The 13,821-nt window shown below is 64.2% G+C and carries 13 protein-coding genes; 6 read left to right on the top strand and 7 right to left on the bottom strand.

What is annotated here, in order from left to right:
* Positions 1–3: 3 nt before the first annotated feature.
* Positions 4–2,694, top strand: a complete 2,691-nt coding sequence (mdeB, locus tag Q1W70_RS21570) for an alpha-ketoglutarate dehydrogenase (protein WP_302097893.1) — start codon at positions 4–6, stop codon at positions 2,692–2,694.
* Between the two features lie 48 nt (positions 2,695–2,742).
* Positions 2,743–3,876, top strand: coding sequence for a branched-chain amino acid ABC transporter substrate-binding protein (locus Q1W70_RS21565; protein ID WP_302097892.1), 1,134 nt, complete (start codon positions 2,743–2,745; stop codon positions 3,874–3,876).
* An 81-nt stretch (positions 3,877–3,957) separates the two neighbouring features.
* On the opposite strand, the gene Q1W70_RS21560 is transcribed toward Q1W70_RS21565, so the two are convergent.
* The 6 genes from Q1W70_RS21560 to Q1W70_RS21535 form a co-directional block, all read right to left on the bottom strand.
* On the bottom strand, positions 3,958–4,974 hold the full coding sequence (locus Q1W70_RS21560; protein ID WP_302097891.1) for a M14 family metallopeptidase: 1,017 nt from the start codon (positions 4,972–4,974) through the stop codon (positions 3,958–3,960).
* Between the two features lie 18 nt (positions 4,975–4,992).
* Positions 4,993–5,964, bottom strand: coding sequence for a DMT family transporter (locus Q1W70_RS21555; RefSeq protein ID WP_302097890.1), 972 nt, complete (start codon positions 5,962–5,964; stop codon positions 4,993–4,995).
* Positions 5,964–6,662 carry an ABC transporter permease gene (locus Q1W70_RS21550; RefSeq protein WP_166591790.1) on the bottom strand — a complete coding sequence of 233 codons (699 nt, stop codon included), beginning with the start codon at positions 6,660–6,662 and terminating at the stop codon, positions 5,964–5,966. The genes Q1W70_RS21555 and Q1W70_RS21550 overlap by 1 nt, the downstream gene beginning before the upstream one ends.
* A gap of 5 nt (positions 6,663–6,667) precedes the next feature.
* Positions 6,668–7,381: an ABC transporter permease gene (locus tag Q1W70_RS21545; RefSeq protein WP_166591789.1), complete on the bottom strand. Its 714-nt coding sequence runs from the start codon at positions 7,379–7,381 to the stop codon at positions 6,668–6,670.
* Between the two features lie 271 nt (positions 7,382–7,652).
* On the bottom strand, positions 7,653–8,435 hold the full coding sequence (locus Q1W70_RS21540; protein ID WP_302097889.1) for a transporter substrate-binding domain-containing protein: 783 nt from the start codon (positions 8,433–8,435) through the stop codon (positions 7,653–7,655).
* Between the two features lie 26 nt (positions 8,436–8,461).
* Entirely contained in the window at positions 8,462–9,223 is a 762-nt protein-coding gene (locus tag Q1W70_RS21535) for an ABC transporter ATP-binding protein (RefSeq protein ID WP_166591787.1), read from the bottom strand.
* A gap of 419 nt (positions 9,224–9,642) precedes the next feature.
* Between Q1W70_RS21535 and ocd the strand changes: the two genes are divergently transcribed.
* Positions 9,643–10,689 carry an ornithine cyclodeaminase gene (ocd, locus tag Q1W70_RS21530; protein WP_182340696.1) on the top strand — a complete coding sequence of 349 codons (1,047 nt, stop codon included), beginning with the start codon at positions 9,643–9,645 and terminating at the stop codon, positions 10,687–10,689.
* Between the two features lie 15 nt (positions 10,690–10,704).
* Here the strand turns inward: ocd and Q1W70_RS21525 are convergent, their stop codons facing one another.
* Complete coding sequence (locus Q1W70_RS21525; protein ID WP_166591785.1) at positions 10,705–11,703, bottom strand: bile acid:sodium symporter family protein; 999 nt, start codon at positions 11,701–11,703, stop codon at positions 10,705–10,707.
* A gap of 83 nt (positions 11,704–11,786) precedes the next feature.
* Between Q1W70_RS21525 and Q1W70_RS21520 the strand changes: the two genes are divergently transcribed.
* From Q1W70_RS21520 to Q1W70_RS21510, 3 genes are all read left to right on the top strand, one after another.
* Positions 11,787–12,575: an AraC family transcriptional regulator gene (locus tag Q1W70_RS21520; RefSeq protein WP_265537868.1), complete on the top strand. Its 789-nt coding sequence runs from the start codon at positions 11,787–11,789 to the stop codon at positions 12,573–12,575.
* Between the two features lie 136 nt (positions 12,576–12,711).
* A complete protein-coding gene (locus Q1W70_RS21515; RefSeq protein ID WP_159996503.1) occupies positions 12,712–13,317 on the top strand; it encodes an SCO family protein in 606 nt (201 codons plus the stop codon).
* Positions 13,317–13,787, top strand: a complete 471-nt coding sequence (locus Q1W70_RS21510; protein WP_166591784.1) for a copper chaperone PCu(A)C — start codon at positions 13,317–13,319, stop codon at positions 13,785–13,787. The genes Q1W70_RS21515 and Q1W70_RS21510 overlap by 1 nt, the downstream gene beginning before the upstream one ends.
* Positions 13,788–13,821: the final 34 nt, after the last annotated feature.

Here is a 13,821-nt window from a genome sequence, read left to right as displayed (position 1 = left end):
ACGATGACTACGCCAGTTCCGCGTCATGAGGGCATCCCCTGCGCCCAGGATGACGACCCGCAAGAAACCCGCGAATGGCTCGACGCCCTGGCCTCGACCCTCGCCGCCTGTGGCCCTGAGCGCGCCCGCTACCTGCTCAAGCGCCTGGAAGAATACGCCGGCGAACACGGCATCAACCGCGACGCCCAGGCCTTTTCCGCCTACCGCAACACCCTGTCGCTGGAGCAACAGGGCACCTACCCCGGCGACCTGCTGCTGGAAGAGCGCATCACCGGCCTGCTGCGCTGGAACGCCCTGGCCATGGTGGTCCGGGCCAACCATGCCTACGGTGAACTGGGCGGCCATATCGCCAGTTACGCCTCGGCGGCGGAGATCTTCGAGGTCGGTTTCCAGCATTTTTTCCGTGGCGATGGCGACACTGGCCAGCGCAACGCCGACCTGGTGTTTTTCCAGCCGCACTCGGCACCCGGGGTCTATGCCCGGGCCTTTCTCGAAGGGCGCTTGAGCGAAGAACAACTGGCCAACTACCGCCAGGAAATCAACGGCCCCGGGCTGTGTTCCTACCCTCACCCCTGGCTGATGCCGGACTTCTGGCAGTTCCCCACCGGCTCCATGGGCATCGGTCCGATCAGCGCGGTGTACCAGGCGCGGTTCATGCGTTATCTGCAGCACCGCGAACTGCTGCAGACCGAGGGCCGGCATGTCTGGGGGGTGTTTGGCGACGGCGAGATGGACGAACCCGAGTCCATTGCCGGCCTGTCCCTGGCCGCCCGCGAGCAATTGGACAACCTGACCTTTATCGTCAACTGCAACCTGCAACGCCTGGACGGCCCGGTGCGCGGCAACGGCCAGATCATCCAGGAGCTCGAAGCGCTGTTCGCCGGTGCCGGCTGGAACGTGATCAAGGTGCTGTGGGGCTCGGAGTGGGATGCACTGTTTGCCCGCGACACCGACAACGTGCTGCTCAAGCGCCTGGCGGCCACCCCGGACGGCGAATACCAGACCCTGGGTGCCCATGACGGTGCCTACAACCTGGAGCACTTCTTCCAGAAGGACCCGCACGTGCGGCGCCTGGTGGAACACATGAGCGTCGAGGAGATCAATGGCCTCAAGCGCGGCGGCCATGACTTGCGCAAACTGCACGCCGCCTTCGCCGCCGCCAAGGCCTGCAAGGGCCGGCCGACGGTGATCCTGGCCAAGACCAAAAAGGGCTATGGCATCGGCGCGGCCGGCGAGTCGCGGATGACCGCGCACCAGGCGAAAAAACTGGATGTCGCCGCCCTGCTGGCGTTCCGCGACCGCTTCCACCTGCCGTTGTCGGACCAGGATGTCGAGCAGTTGCGCTTCTATCGTCCGCCCGAGGACAGCGCCGAAATGCGCTACCTGCGCGCCCGGCGCCAGGCCCTGGGCGGTCCGCTGCCGGCGCGCAAGAGCGCTGCGCCGCAGATCCCGGTGCCGGCGCTGGCGCTGTCCGGCGGTTTTGCCCTCAAGGCCGAAGGCAAGGAAATGTCCACCACCATGGCCGCCGTGCGCCTGCTGACCGCCTGGCTCAAGGCGCCAGAGCTGGGGCCGCGGGTGGTGCCGATCGTCGCCGATGAAGCGCGCACGTTTGGCATGGCCAGCCTGTTCCGCCAGATCGGCATCTACTCGCCCCACGGCCAGTTGTACGAACCGGAAGACAGCGGCTCGATCCTCTCCTACCGGGAGTCACGCAATGGCCAGTTGCTCGAAGAAGGCATCACCGAGGCCGGCGCCCTGTCCTCCTGGGTCGCGGCCGCGACTTCCTATTCCGTGCACGGCGTGCCGATGCTGCCGGTGTACATCTACTACTCGATGTTCGGCTTCCAGCGGGTCGGCGACCTGATCTGGGCCGCCGCCGACCAGCGCTCCCGGGGTATTCTGCTCGGCGCCACGGCCGGTCGCACCACCCTCGGTGGCGAGGGCCTGCAACACCAGGACGGCTCCAGCCTGGTGATGGCGGCGATGGTGCCCAACTGCCGCGCCTGGGACCCGTGTTTTGCCGGGGAACTGGCCGTGATCCTCGACCACGCGGCCCGGCGCCTGCTGGAACAGCAGTGCGACGAGTTCCACTACGTCGCGGTGATGAACGAAAACTACCCGCAGCCGAGCCTCGACGACAGCCTGCATGCCGATGTCCTGCGGGGCCTGTATCGCTACTCGCGCAGTTGTACCGAGGCGTCGCGCATTCGCCTGCGCCTGGTGGGCTCCGGGGCGATCTTGCGTGAAGTGCTCGCTGCCAGCGAACTGCTCGCCAATGACTGGGGCATTCACACCGAGGTGTTCAGCGCCACCAGCTTCAGCGAACTGGCGCGCGAGGCCCGCGAGATCGAGCGCGACAATCGCCTGCACACTGGCGAGCCGCGCCGCAGTCATCTGCAAGACCAACTCGGCGGTCGCCAGCCGATCATCGCCGCCAGCGACTACGTGCGTGCCTGGCCGCAACTGATCGGCCAATACCTGGAGGCGCCCTACACCACCCTGGGCACCGACGGGTTTGGCCGCAGCGACAACCGGGCCAACCTGCGGCAGTTCTTTGAGGTGGATCAGCACAGCATTGCCCTGGCCGGTTTAAAAAGTCTGGTGGACCATGATGGCCTCGACGCTGGCATACTCAGCGAGGCGATCCGCCGCTACCGCCCCGATCCATCGCGCAGCGCGCCCTGGGATCGCTGAATCAACTGCAAGACCTTTATGAGTCATTACCCACAGGAGTGGAACACCATGAGTCGTATCAATAAAAAAACCACCCAACTGCTCAGCGCCATGATCCTTGCCGGCCTGTCCTGCCATGCCCTGGCTGAGGACACCATCCGCATCGGCATCACCGGGCCGAAAACCGGCCCGGTGGCGCAATACGGTGACATGCAGTTCAGCGGTGCCCGCATGGCCATCGAGCAGATCAACGCCCGTGGCGGCGTCGACGGCAAACAGCTGGTGGCCGTGGAATACGACGATGCCTGCGACCCCAAGCAGGCGGTGGCGGTCGCCAACAAAGTGGTCAACGACGGCATCAAGTACGTGGTCGGGCACCTGTGCTCCAGCTCCACCCAGCCAGCGTCGGATATCTATGAAGACGAAGGCATCGTGATGATTACGCCAGCGGCAACCAGCCCGGAACTGACCGCCCGCGGCTACAAGATGATCTTCCGCACCATCGGCCTGGACAACGCCCAGGGCCCGGCGGCGGCGCGCTATATCGTAGGCCTGAAACCGGCCAATGTCGCGGTGCTGCACGACAAGCAGCAGTACGGTGAAGGCATCGCCACCTCGGTGCGCGATATCCTCGGCAAGGAAGGCATCAAGGTGGCGATGTTCGAAGGCATCAACGTCGGCGAACGCGACTACTCCTCGATCCTGACCAAGCTCAAGCAGGCCAATGTCGACTTCGTGTACTTCGGCGGCTACCACCCGGAAATGGGCCTGCTGTTGCGCCAGGCCAAGGAAAAAGGCCTCAGCGCCCGCTTCATGGGGCCGGAGGGCGTGGGTAACGACTCGATCTCGCAGATCGCCAAGGACGCGGCCGAAGGCATGCTGGTAACCCTGCCCAAATCCTTCGACCAGGACCCGGCCAACCAGGCGCTGGTGGCCGCATTCACCGCGAAACAGGAAAACCCCAGCGGCCCGTTTGTGCTGCCGACCTACTCGGCAGTGGACGTGATTGCCGGCGCGATCGTCGCGGCCAAGAGCGAAGACCCGGAAAAAGTTGCCGCCGCGATCCACAGCGGCACCTTCAAGACTCCTACCGGTGACCTGAGCTTCGATGAAAAAGGCGACCTCAAGGACTTCAAGTTCGTGGTCTACGAATGGCACTACGGCAAGCCGAAGACCGAAGCTGCGCAAAGCGCCGGTCTCTGACGCTATGCCGATCAGTTAAGCAATTTGCGCAGCCCTTGTAGCAACTGCTGTCGCTTGACTGATCGGCGCGCACCGCTTGCCTTAATCCGGGTCCAGCAACCCACCGTTCCAGTTGCGCGACACCTGGCTGCCGGTGAATTTCGCCACCACCATGCCCTGGGGCACCAGGCGGTCCCGATAGCGGGTGACCATCCGCCCGGCCTGCTCGGCCAGCAACACCACCTCGGAAGACGGATCCCCCGGGCGCGCGATGATCCGCGCAAACCGTTGCCCTTGCTCGACGAAATCCCCCAGCGCCTTTTCAAACACCAGCACCCCCGCACGCGGCGCCAGGATGGTTTCCATCTGGCCCATGTCCATGGCCTCCACGGGCCAGTCCGCAGGCTCACCCGCCTCATCAATGACCCCATGGCCACACAGCCAGGCATACAGGCCCTCGGCGTCCTGCGTGGCATGGTCATCGCTGACATCGCCCTGCCCGCGCAGCTCCAGGGTCGCGGCCATTTGCCGCTCGTTCACCCCCGTACGCAGCCAGGGGGTTATCAGGGTTTCTTCGAACGAACCGTCACCGCCGTCATCCCAGATGATCGCCACCTCCATGCGCATCGCCGCCGCCAGCGCGCGGCCGCGGGGCCAGAAGCTGCGGTGCAGGTAGAGGTAGGGCAAGGCTTCATCGTCGGTGTGCAGGTCCAGCACCACGTCGGCGTTGGAGGCCAATTGCACCAGGCTTTTTTGCCAGTGCTGAACCACGGTGGACGGCTGGAGCATCGCCGCCGACTGGTCGAATCCACGGTTGAAATTGTGCCCCGTGGCCTCGTGGAAACGCCCAAGAATCCGCCCCTGGCGAAACTGTCCGATGCCCAGCGGATTGGCCTGGGGCACCACCGTGACCGAGCCCTTGAGCCGGCCCGCGGCTTCGGCTCGCGCCAGCTTGGGCATCAGCAGGTGCAGCACCAGCATGCCGGCGATTTCATCGGCGTGCACCCCAGCCTGCAGGTGCACGGTCGGTCCCTGGCCATCGCCGGCGAAACGCCAGGCGCCGACCCGCACCGGGTCGCCGTTATTGTTCGGCACACTGAATGAAATATCCTCGGCCATCCCCCTGTCCTCCCCTGTTCATTGCTGCTGCTCAATGGATTGTCGGTCGCACTCGGCCTGCTCCTGCGTCACCGGCGGATACAGCGGCTGCGAGACCGAACATTCAGCACCGACCACCTCCTGGGAGCCATGCCGACCAAAGATCATCGCCAGGGTGCCGCTGACCGCGATCAACCCGGCGCCCAGGATCAGCGAGCCGTCCAGCAGCGTGCCCCAGACCAGGCTCGACAGGGCAAAGGCCCAGATCAGCCCGGTGTACTCGAAGGGGGCGAGCAAGGTCGCGGTGGCCCGCTGGAAGCTGGCGAACAGCAGGAACTGGCCGATCCCGCCCACCAGCCCCGCCGCAAGCATGCCCAGCCAGGCCGGGGTCGGTGCCGGGGTGTGGGTCCAGGGCAGCGCCACCAGCATGCACACCACAAACACCCCATTGGTGATCAGCATCTGCTCCAGCACTGAGGTCTGTTCATCGACCTGGCGTAACTGGATGTAGGTGAAGGCCCAGCACATGGCGGCCAACAGGGTCAGCACCACCGGCCAGGGGTCCTGTATCTGGGTCGGGCGGCAGGCAATCACCACTCCGACAAAACCGATGATCAGGCTCACCCACTGCCAGGCGTTGGCGCGTTCCTTGAGCATCAACGCCGCCAGCACCGTGACCATGATCGGTGCCGAGAAATACAGGGTCGTCATCTCCGCCAGCGTCAGGTCGCGGGCGGCGGTGTAATACAGCAGCCAGGCGACAATCGACAACAGGCCGCGCACCACCAGCAAACGCCGGCTCGGCGAACGCCAGGCCCGTTGCACCAGTTGCCGGCGGCCCACCATCAGGCAGGCGACGACCACCACCAGGCCGCGCCAGAACAGGATGCTGACCACCGAGTAATCGGCCACCAGCCACTTGATAGCCGCGTCCTGCAAGGCCAGGAAGGCGTAGCCCAGGGTGCACAGGCCAATGCCCTGCAATGAACGGTCGACGCGCGAACTGTTCATCACACCGACCTGCGCACAGGGGTGCCGCGGCGTTCGACGAAGGCAAACAGCGCCTCGATCAAAAACGTCAGGCAAACGTACACCAGGGCCACCAGCAGCAACGGTTCATAGACCTGCAGGGTCTGGGCCCGGACGACGTTGGCCGCGCCCAGCAGGTCGATCACCGCGATGGTCGAGGCCAGCGCCGTGGACTTGAGCAGCATCACGCACTCGCCGGCCAGGGTCGGTAACAGCAGGCGCATCGCCCGAGGCAGGCGCACCCGCAGCAGCGCCTGGCGCGCGGTCATACCAAAGGCCGAGGCCGCTTCCATCTCGCCCTTGGGCACGGCCAGCAGGCCACCGCGAATCACTTCACCGACATAGGCCCCCACCGACAGCACCAGGGCGAACACGATGTACCAGTAGCCATCGCGCAGGTAGGGCCAGAGGAAGCTGGCGCGCAGCAGCGGGAACTGGGCAAACAGGCTGCCCAGGCCGTAGTAGAAGATGTAGATCTGGATCAGCAGCGGCGTTCCGCGCCACAGGCTGGTGTAGAACAGACTGGCCTTGGCCAGCAGGCGGTTTTTCGAGATCCGCGCCAGGGCCACCAGCACCGCCAGGACGAAGCCCAGCACGCTGGCGATCAACAGCAGGCTGATGGTGGTCTGCAACCCTCGGCCCAACAGGGCCGCGTACTCGGTTATCCACGCTGCAATCATGTCATTCACTCAGCCAATGGCATCCAGCGACGAATGCGTCGCTCCAGCCGTCCCGACAGGTAGTTGGACAGTAGCGTCACCGCGTAATACAGCGCGGCGGCGGTGAGGTAGAACAGTAGGTAGTGACGGGTCGAACCCGCGCCCTGCTTGGCGGTGTACAGCAACTCGTTGGTGCCGACCACGCTGATCAGGGCGCTGTCCTTGATCAGGTTGATCCACAGGTTGGCCATGCCGGCCATCGCATAGGGCGCCATGATCGGCAGGGTGACGCGCCGGAACAGGCCAAAGCCGCTGAGGCCGAAGGCTCTTCCCGCCTCGATCAGGCCGAAAGGTATTGCCTGGATTGCCGCGCGGAAAATCTCCGAAGCGTACGCCCCCTGCACCAACCCCAGGACGAGGATCGCCGCCAGTGGCCCGCTGACGTCGAGCGCGTCGTAGCCCATGCGCGCCATAAGGGCGTTGAGCAGCATGGAACCGACGTAGTACAGCAGCAGGATCAACAGCAGTTCCGGGACCGCGCGGAACAAGGTGGTGTAGCCGCGCATCAGGGCGGCGATCGGTTTCGGCGCGCCCAGCTTGAGGCAGGCCACCACCAGGCCGATCAGCAGCCCGACCACGAAGGCCCCGGCGGATATCTGCAGGGTCATCCACAACCCGCGCAACAAAGCCCCACCCCAGCCTTGTTCGCTGAAGCCGATCAATTCGAACATTGCAGGCATTTCACTCTCCGGTTACCGACCGCCAACCCCCTGTGGGTCTTGCTCGCGAACGACTCAAGAACGCCGCGTTGAATCAGGCTCGGCGCGTTATCGTTAACGACCATCGCGAGCAGGCTCGCTCCCACAGACCGGGTTCACAGCATCATCATGTGCACCACTGCACCCCATGTGGGAGCTGGCCTGCCAGCGATGGCGGCCTGAGCCATGGCGCATAATCCAAAGGCCTCATCGCGCCCACAGGGGGATTGGTTGCAGATTGCGCGTGCCGTCGTCAGAAGGCGGGTTTTACGCTGGTTCCGAAGTAGTGTTGCGACAGGTCGTCATAGTCCTTGCTCGCCAGCAGGGTCTGGATCGCCTGGTCCAGGCGTGCCTTGAGTGCGGCGTCGTCCTTGCGCAGGCCGGCGCCGACGCCTTTGCCGAAGATCGGGTCGTACGGCACGGTACTCAGGTAGGCGAGGTCCTTGGCATCGGCCGTCTTGACGAACTCAGTCATGGCGGTGCCGTCGGCCATCATCAGGTCAAGACGCCCGGCGATCAGGTCGGCGTTGGCCGAGTCCTGGGTGTCGTAGTACTTCACGTCGGCGATTTTTTCGTATTTGGCCTTCAGGTAGCTGGCGCTGACGGTGGAGTTCTGCACGCCGATGATCTTGCCCTTGAGGTCATCCGGGTACTTGCTCACCGTGCTGCCCTTGGGCCCGACCACGGCGATCGCCGAGTCGTAGTAGGCCTTGCTGAAGGCGATCTGTTTCTCGCGTTCGCTGGTGACTGACATCGAGGAAAAAATCACGTCGATCTTCTTCGCCAGCAGCGAGGGGATGATGCCGTCCCACGCCACTTCCTTGATCTCGCACTCGGCCTTCATTTCGCTGCACAGCTTGTGGATCAGGTCGACCTCAAAACCTTTCCACTCACCGTTGGCCTGCTTCTCGGTGTACGGCGGATAGGGTTCGGCCGCCACCGCGAACCTGATCGGCTGTGCCTGCGCGGCGTTCATGCCGGCCAGCATCACGCAGGCCACGCCCGTCAACCAGTTTGCCAAACGTCGATTTACCATGATGTTTCCCGTCTTGTTATTGTGCTTTAGCGAGTCTGATGAGCGTTGACGAACTGCCGGCAACGCTCGCTGCGTGGGTGTACAAACACTTGGTCCGGCGTACCGCTTTCCTCGATCAGCCCCTGGTGCAGAAAAGCGACGTTGGATGAGACATCGCGGGCGAAGGCCATTTCATGGGTCACCAGGATCATGGTCCGGCCTTCTTCGGCGAGTGAGCGGATCACCCGCAGCACCTCGCCCACCAGTTCCGGGTCGAGGGCCGAGGTGGGTTCATCGAACAGCATGACTTTGGGACGCATGGCCAGGGCCCGGGCGATAGCCACCCGCTGCTGTTGGCCGCCGGAAAGAAATGCCGGGTATTCATTGCGCTTGGCGGCCAGCCCCACTCGTTCGAGCAAGGCTTCAGCGCGTTCGGTGGCCTCGGCCCGGCTCTCGCGCAGGACCTGGGTCGGCGCCTCGATCAGGTTCTCCAGCACCGTGCGATGGGGCCAGAGGTTGAAGTTCTGGAACACCATGCCCAGGCTCGAACGAATCCGCACCAGTTGCCTGGCGTCGGACACCAGCGGCGCGCCGGGACGGGAATGGTTGAGGCGGATGCTTTCGCCGTCCACCAGGACGCGCCCCTGGTCCGGCACTTCGAGCATGTTGATGCAGCGCAGCAAGGTGCTTTTGCCCGAGCCACTGGCGCCGATCAGCGAAACCACTTCGCCTTCGCGGGCCGTCAGCGAGACGCCCTTGAGCACCTCGATATTGCCGAAACGTTTATGCAGGCGATCGACTTCGATCATCGTCCGGGCTGCCTGAGGAATCTCCCCGACGTCAGCATCCAGGCCTGGGATTCGCTCTACCAAGGGTGAAAACCGCATGCCAGTGCCTCGTTCGAAAAGAAGAAAGCCAAGCCCGCAACCAGCCGGGGAAAGAAGGTGCGCTCAACATAGTTCAAGCTGAACAGTCGTTCAACAGAAAACTCGGCGGGGTTCGCGTTCGATGCCAACAGGTCGTTTTCACGACAGTGCCGATGGCAGCGGCCGAGGATTGGGGGGGCACTGAATGCCACAGCCGATTCGGCTGTGGGGCTGGGGTTTTCGACCGCAACCGCTGCGCCATGGCCACGGATTGGCCGAGATTGTCCGACGATTGCTCCGACAATGGCGCTATGGCCAACCCCCTGCATCTCCCCCTCAAACACTAATAAAAAGGTACGCCCATGACCCGTTACGTTGACGTCAATGACCTGAGCCGCCTCGTCCAGGCCAAAGGCCTGACCTGCTGCCTGACTGAGATGGCCGAGTACATCCGCCAGGACTACCTGCGCTGGGAAGACTTCGAGAAATGCGCCCGCCTGGCCAATCATTCGCCCGAGGGCGTGATCGAGTTGATGCCGGTGTCGGATGCTGCGCTGTACGCCTTCAAGTACGTCAACGGCCACCCGAAGAACACCCACAACGGCCTGCTGACGGTCATGGCCTTTGGTGCGCTGGGGGATGTCGATACGGGCAAGCCAGTCCTGCTCAGCGAGATGACCCTGACCACCGCCATTCGCACCGCCGCCACTTCCGCCCTGGCCGCGCGCTACCTGGCCCGCCCGGACAGCCGACGCATGGCGCTGATCGGCAACGGCTCGCAAAGTGAATTCCAGGCCCTGGCGTTCCACACCCTGCTGGGCATCGACGAACTGAGCCTGTACGACATCGACCCGGCCGCCAGCGCCAAACTGCAGGCCAACCTGAGTGCCTACCCGGCCCTCAAGATCACGATTGCCGCCAGCGTCGCCGATGCGGTGCGCGGGGCCGATATCGTCACCACCGTGACCGCCGACAAGGCCTACGCGACCATTCTCACCCCGCACATGATCGAACCCGGCATGCACCTCAATGCCGTGGGTGGCGACTGCCCTGGCAAGACCGAGTTGCACCGCGAGATCGTCGAGCGGGCTCGGGTGATCGTCGAGTACGAACCGCAAAGCCGCATCGAGGGCGAGATCCAGCAGATGCCCGCGGATTCGCCGGTGGTCGAGTTCTGGAAAGTGGTCAACGGCCAGGAACAGGCCCGACGAACCCCCGAGGAAGTCACCCTGTTCGACTCCGTGGGTTTCGCCCTCGAGGACTACTCGGCCCTGCGCTACGTGCTGGACGTGGCCAAGGCCCTGGACATCGGCAGCGAGATTGAACTGGTGCCGACGCTACAGGACCCGAAAAACCTGTTCGCCCTGCTGCAGCCGCCCGTGGCCGCCGCGCACTTGCGCCGCGCCTGAGTAACCGCCCTCGGCTCAGGGATCGACCTGGCCCATCAGTTCGGCCACCGTCTCCGGGCGTTTGGCATACCGCTGGGCCAGTACCGCACAGACCATCAGTTGAATCTGGTGGAACAGCATCAGCGGCAGGATCAACAGGCCGATGGTGCTGCCGGCGAACAGCACCTGGGCCATCGGTACGCCGGTGGCCAGGCTTTTCTTCGAGCCGCAGAACAAGATGGTGATGCGGTCTTCCTGATTGAAGCCAAAGGCTTTGCCCAGCAGCGTCGCCGCGATCAGCACCAGCGCCAGGACGATGCAGCAGGCCAGCACCAGGCCCGCCAGTTCCCACAGCGGAATCTGCTGCCACAGCCCCTCGCTCACCGCCTCGCTGAAGGCGCCGTAGACCACCAGCAGAATCGAGCCCTGATCGACGAACTTCAGCCAATGCTTGTTGCGCCCCACCCAGGCGCCGATCCAGCGGCGCGCGATCTGCCCGGCCACAAACGGCAGCAGCAACTGCAGGCTGATCTTGAGGATGGCATCGAGGGTCGAGCCGCCATCGCCGTGCACATTCAGGAGCAAGGCCACCAGCAAGGGCGTGAGGAAGATCCCGAACAGGCTGGACGCCGCCGCACTGCAGATGGCCGCCGGAATGTTGCCGCGCGCCAGGGAGGTAAAGGCAATCGCCGACTGCACCGTTGCCGGTAACGCGCAGAGGTAGAGCATACCCATGTACAGCTCGTTGCCGACCATGGGTGAGAGCAGCGGCTTGAGCGCCAGACCCACCAGCGGGAACAGTACAAAAGTCAGGCCGAACACCAGCAGGTGCAGGCGCCAGTGGCCGGCGCCGGCAATGATCGACTCACGGGACAGTTTGGCCCCATGCAGGAAAAACAGCAGGGCAATCGCGGCATTGGTCAGCCAGCCAAAGCCGACCGCGACTTGGCCGCTGACGGGCAGCAGGCTGGCCAGGAGCACCACGCCGATCAGGGTCAGGGTGAAGTTGTCGGGCAGGAAACGGGGGCGGGTCATCGGGATCATCCGGGGGTTGCCAAGAACGTAGCGGCGACTCTAACGTGACTGCGTATTACCGACTAACGCCAAAGAGCCAGCAGATGCCGCCTAAAGGACATGACCAGAGCTACCGGCGCAGTGTGCCCGGGCTGCCCAGCCTGCCACGACCGGTCTACGGGCGCACCGAATCGCTGCCCAATCGCGCCCTGACCCGCCGCCACAGCCATCCCTGGGTGCAGTTGTCCTACGCCATTCAAGGGGTGCTTGAGGTGCAGACCAGCGCCGGACGCTTCGTCGCGCCGCCGCAACGGGGCGTGTGGATCCCCGCCGGCGTGCCACACCGGGTGTTCAGCTCGCCGCGCACGGAAATGCGCAGCCTGTACCTCGATTGCAGCGTCACCGCCTGGGCGCAGCCGCGATGCCACGTGCTGGGGGTCAGCGATCTGTTGCGCGAGCTGATCCGCCGCTTCAGCCAGATGCCGGTGGAGTACCAGGAGGACGGCGCCCAGGGGCGACTGGTGCAGGTCCTGCTCGACCAGTTGGCCGAGGCGCCGCAGATCGACCTGATGCTGCCGCTGCCCCAGGACAGTCGCCTGCAGAAAATCTACCAGAGCCTGCAACTGCACCCGGAGCAGGCCACCACCCTGGGCCACTGGAGCGAAAAGTTCGCGGTCACCGAGAAGACCCTCAGCCGGCTGTTCCTGCGCGATACCGGCCTGACCTTTCGTGCCTGGCGCCAGCGCTTGCGCCTGCTCGGCGCGCTGACCCCGCTGGAACAGGGCGAGCGCGTCACCGACGTGGCGCTGGCCTGCGGCTACGACTCGACCTCGGCTTTCATCGCCGCCTTCCGCCAGCAATTCGGCGCCACACCCGGGGAGTTCTTTCCCTGAGCGCACGACGAGCGTGCTGCGACCAATTGTCCCGAAGCCGGCACCCTACGCCGCGATTTTGATAGGATGCTGCCCTTTCACGGTGACCCCCCTGCCAGGTCAACTCGACTGCCAGGTGGCCAAAGGGCGTTGACGCATGAGTGTTTTGATGAATCGCCGCAAGGTGATTGCAGGTATGGGGCTGTTGGGCCTGGGGCTGCTGACCGGCTGCGACACTCGCGGCGAGCTGTCGTACAAATACGGCAAGGACCTGAGTGACAAGATCCTGGGGCGCACCTTCAAGTTGAAAGACACCAACGGTGATGTGCAAACCCTGTCGAGCTTTCGCGGCATGATGCCGATGGTGTTCTTCGGGTTTACCCAATGCCCGGCGATCTGCCCCACCACGCTTGCGCGTGCGGCGAAAATCAAGAAGCTGATGGGCAAGGATGGCGACCGCCTGCAGGTGATCTTCATCACCCTGGACCCGGAACGCGACACCCCGCAAGTGCTCGACGCCTACGTCAAAGCCTTCGACCCGTCGTTTGTCGCGCTGTACGGCAGCCTCGAAGAAACCGCCGCCACGGCCAAAGAGTTCGACGTGTTCTTCGAGAAGGTCCCCAGCGGCTCGACCTACACCCTGTCCCACACCGCCACCAGTTATGTTTATGACTCCCGGGGCACCCTGCGCCTTGGATTGTCCCAGTCACTTTCGGCACAAGAGTGTACGGAAGACCTGCTCACTGTCATGGAGGTCTGCTAATGACCGCAACGTTCAGCAAAAGCCGTATCAAACAGTTGGTCCTGGGTGTTTCCCTGCTGGGCCTGGCCTTGCAGGCCTCGGCCCAGACCCAAGTCGATGACGCCTGGGTTCGCGCCACCGTTGCCGGACAGCAGGCCACCGGGGCGTTCATGACCCTCACCGCCAGCACCGACAGCAAGCTGTTGGGCGTGCAATCGCCAGCGGCGAAAATCGTCCAGGTGCATCAGTCGACCATGAAGAACGACGTGATGAGCATGCAAGCGGTGGAGTCCGTCGTCCTGCCGGCCGGCAAGGCGGTGTCGTTCGACCCCCACGGCTACCACGTGATGCTGATCGACCTGGTGGCCCAGGTGAAGGAAGGCGACACCGTGCCGCTGACCTTGATCGTTGAAAACGCCAAGGGCGAAAAAGAGTCGATCGAGGTCAAGGCCCCGGTGCGGGCGCTGAACATGGCCGACCACAAGATGTAAACCAGTGTCGCGGCGCACCGGTTGGCGATTGCAG

Source organism: Pseudomonas kielensis (assembly GCF_030505375.1).
Taxonomy (GTDB): domain Bacteria; phylum Pseudomonadota; class Gammaproteobacteria; order Pseudomonadales; family Pseudomonadaceae; genus Aquipseudomonas; species Aquipseudomonas kielensis.
The sequence above is the reverse complement of the archived record's forward strand: the minus strand, read 5'-3'. Positions and strand labels throughout refer to the sequence as shown.

What these genes read in the sequence shown, in the direction of transcription:
- Q1W70_RS21510 (WP_166591784.1), top strand. Translation starts at nt 13,317, where the DNA reads ATGACCGCAACGTTCAGCAAAAGCCGTATCAAACAGTTGGTCCTGGGT.
- ocd (WP_182340696.1), top strand. Translation starts at nt 9,643, where the DNA reads ATGACCCGTTACGTTGACGTCAATGACCTGAGCCGCCTCGTCCAGGCC.
- Q1W70_RS21565 (WP_302097892.1), top strand. Translation starts at nt 2,743, where the DNA reads ATGAGTCGTATCAATAAAAAAACCACCCAACTGCTCAGCGCCATGATC.
- Q1W70_RS21520 (WP_265537868.1), top strand. Translation starts at nt 11,787, where the DNA reads ATGCCGCCTAAAGGACATGACCAGAGCTACCGGCGCAGTGTGCCCGGG.
- Q1W70_RS21525 (WP_166591785.1), bottom strand. Translation starts at nt 11,703, where the DNA reads ATGACCCGCCCCCGTTTCCTGCCCGACAACTTCACCCTGACCCTGATC.
- Q1W70_RS21540 (WP_302097889.1), bottom strand. Translation starts at nt 8,435, where the DNA reads ATGGTAAATCGACGTTTGGCAAACTGGTTGACGGGCGTGGCCTGCGTG.
- Q1W70_RS21555 (WP_302097890.1), bottom strand. Translation starts at nt 5,964, where the DNA reads ATGAACAGTTCGCGCGTCGACCGTTCATTGCAGGGCATTGGCCTGTGC.
- Q1W70_RS21515 (WP_159996503.1), top strand. Translation starts at nt 12,712, where the DNA reads ATGAGTGTTTTGATGAATCGCCGCAAGGTGATTGCAGGTATGGGGCTG.
- mdeB (WP_302097893.1), top strand. Translation starts at nt 4, where the DNA reads ATGACTACGCCAGTTCCGCGTCATGAGGGCATCCCCTGCGCCCAGGAT.
- Q1W70_RS21560 (WP_302097891.1), bottom strand. Translation starts at nt 4,974, where the DNA reads ATGGCCGAGGATATTTCATTCAGTGTGCCGAACAATAACGGCGACCCG.
- Q1W70_RS21535 (WP_166591787.1), bottom strand. Translation starts at nt 9,223, where the DNA reads ATGATCGAAGTCGATCGCCTGCATAAACGTTTCGGCAATATCGAGGTG.
- Q1W70_RS21550 (WP_166591790.1), bottom strand. Translation starts at nt 6,662, where the DNA reads ATGATTGCAGCGTGGATAACCGAGTACGCGGCCCTGTTGGGCCGAGGG.
- Q1W70_RS21545 (WP_166591789.1), bottom strand. Translation starts at nt 7,381, where the DNA reads ATGCCTGCAATGTTCGAATTGATCGGCTTCAGCGAACAAGGCTGGGGT.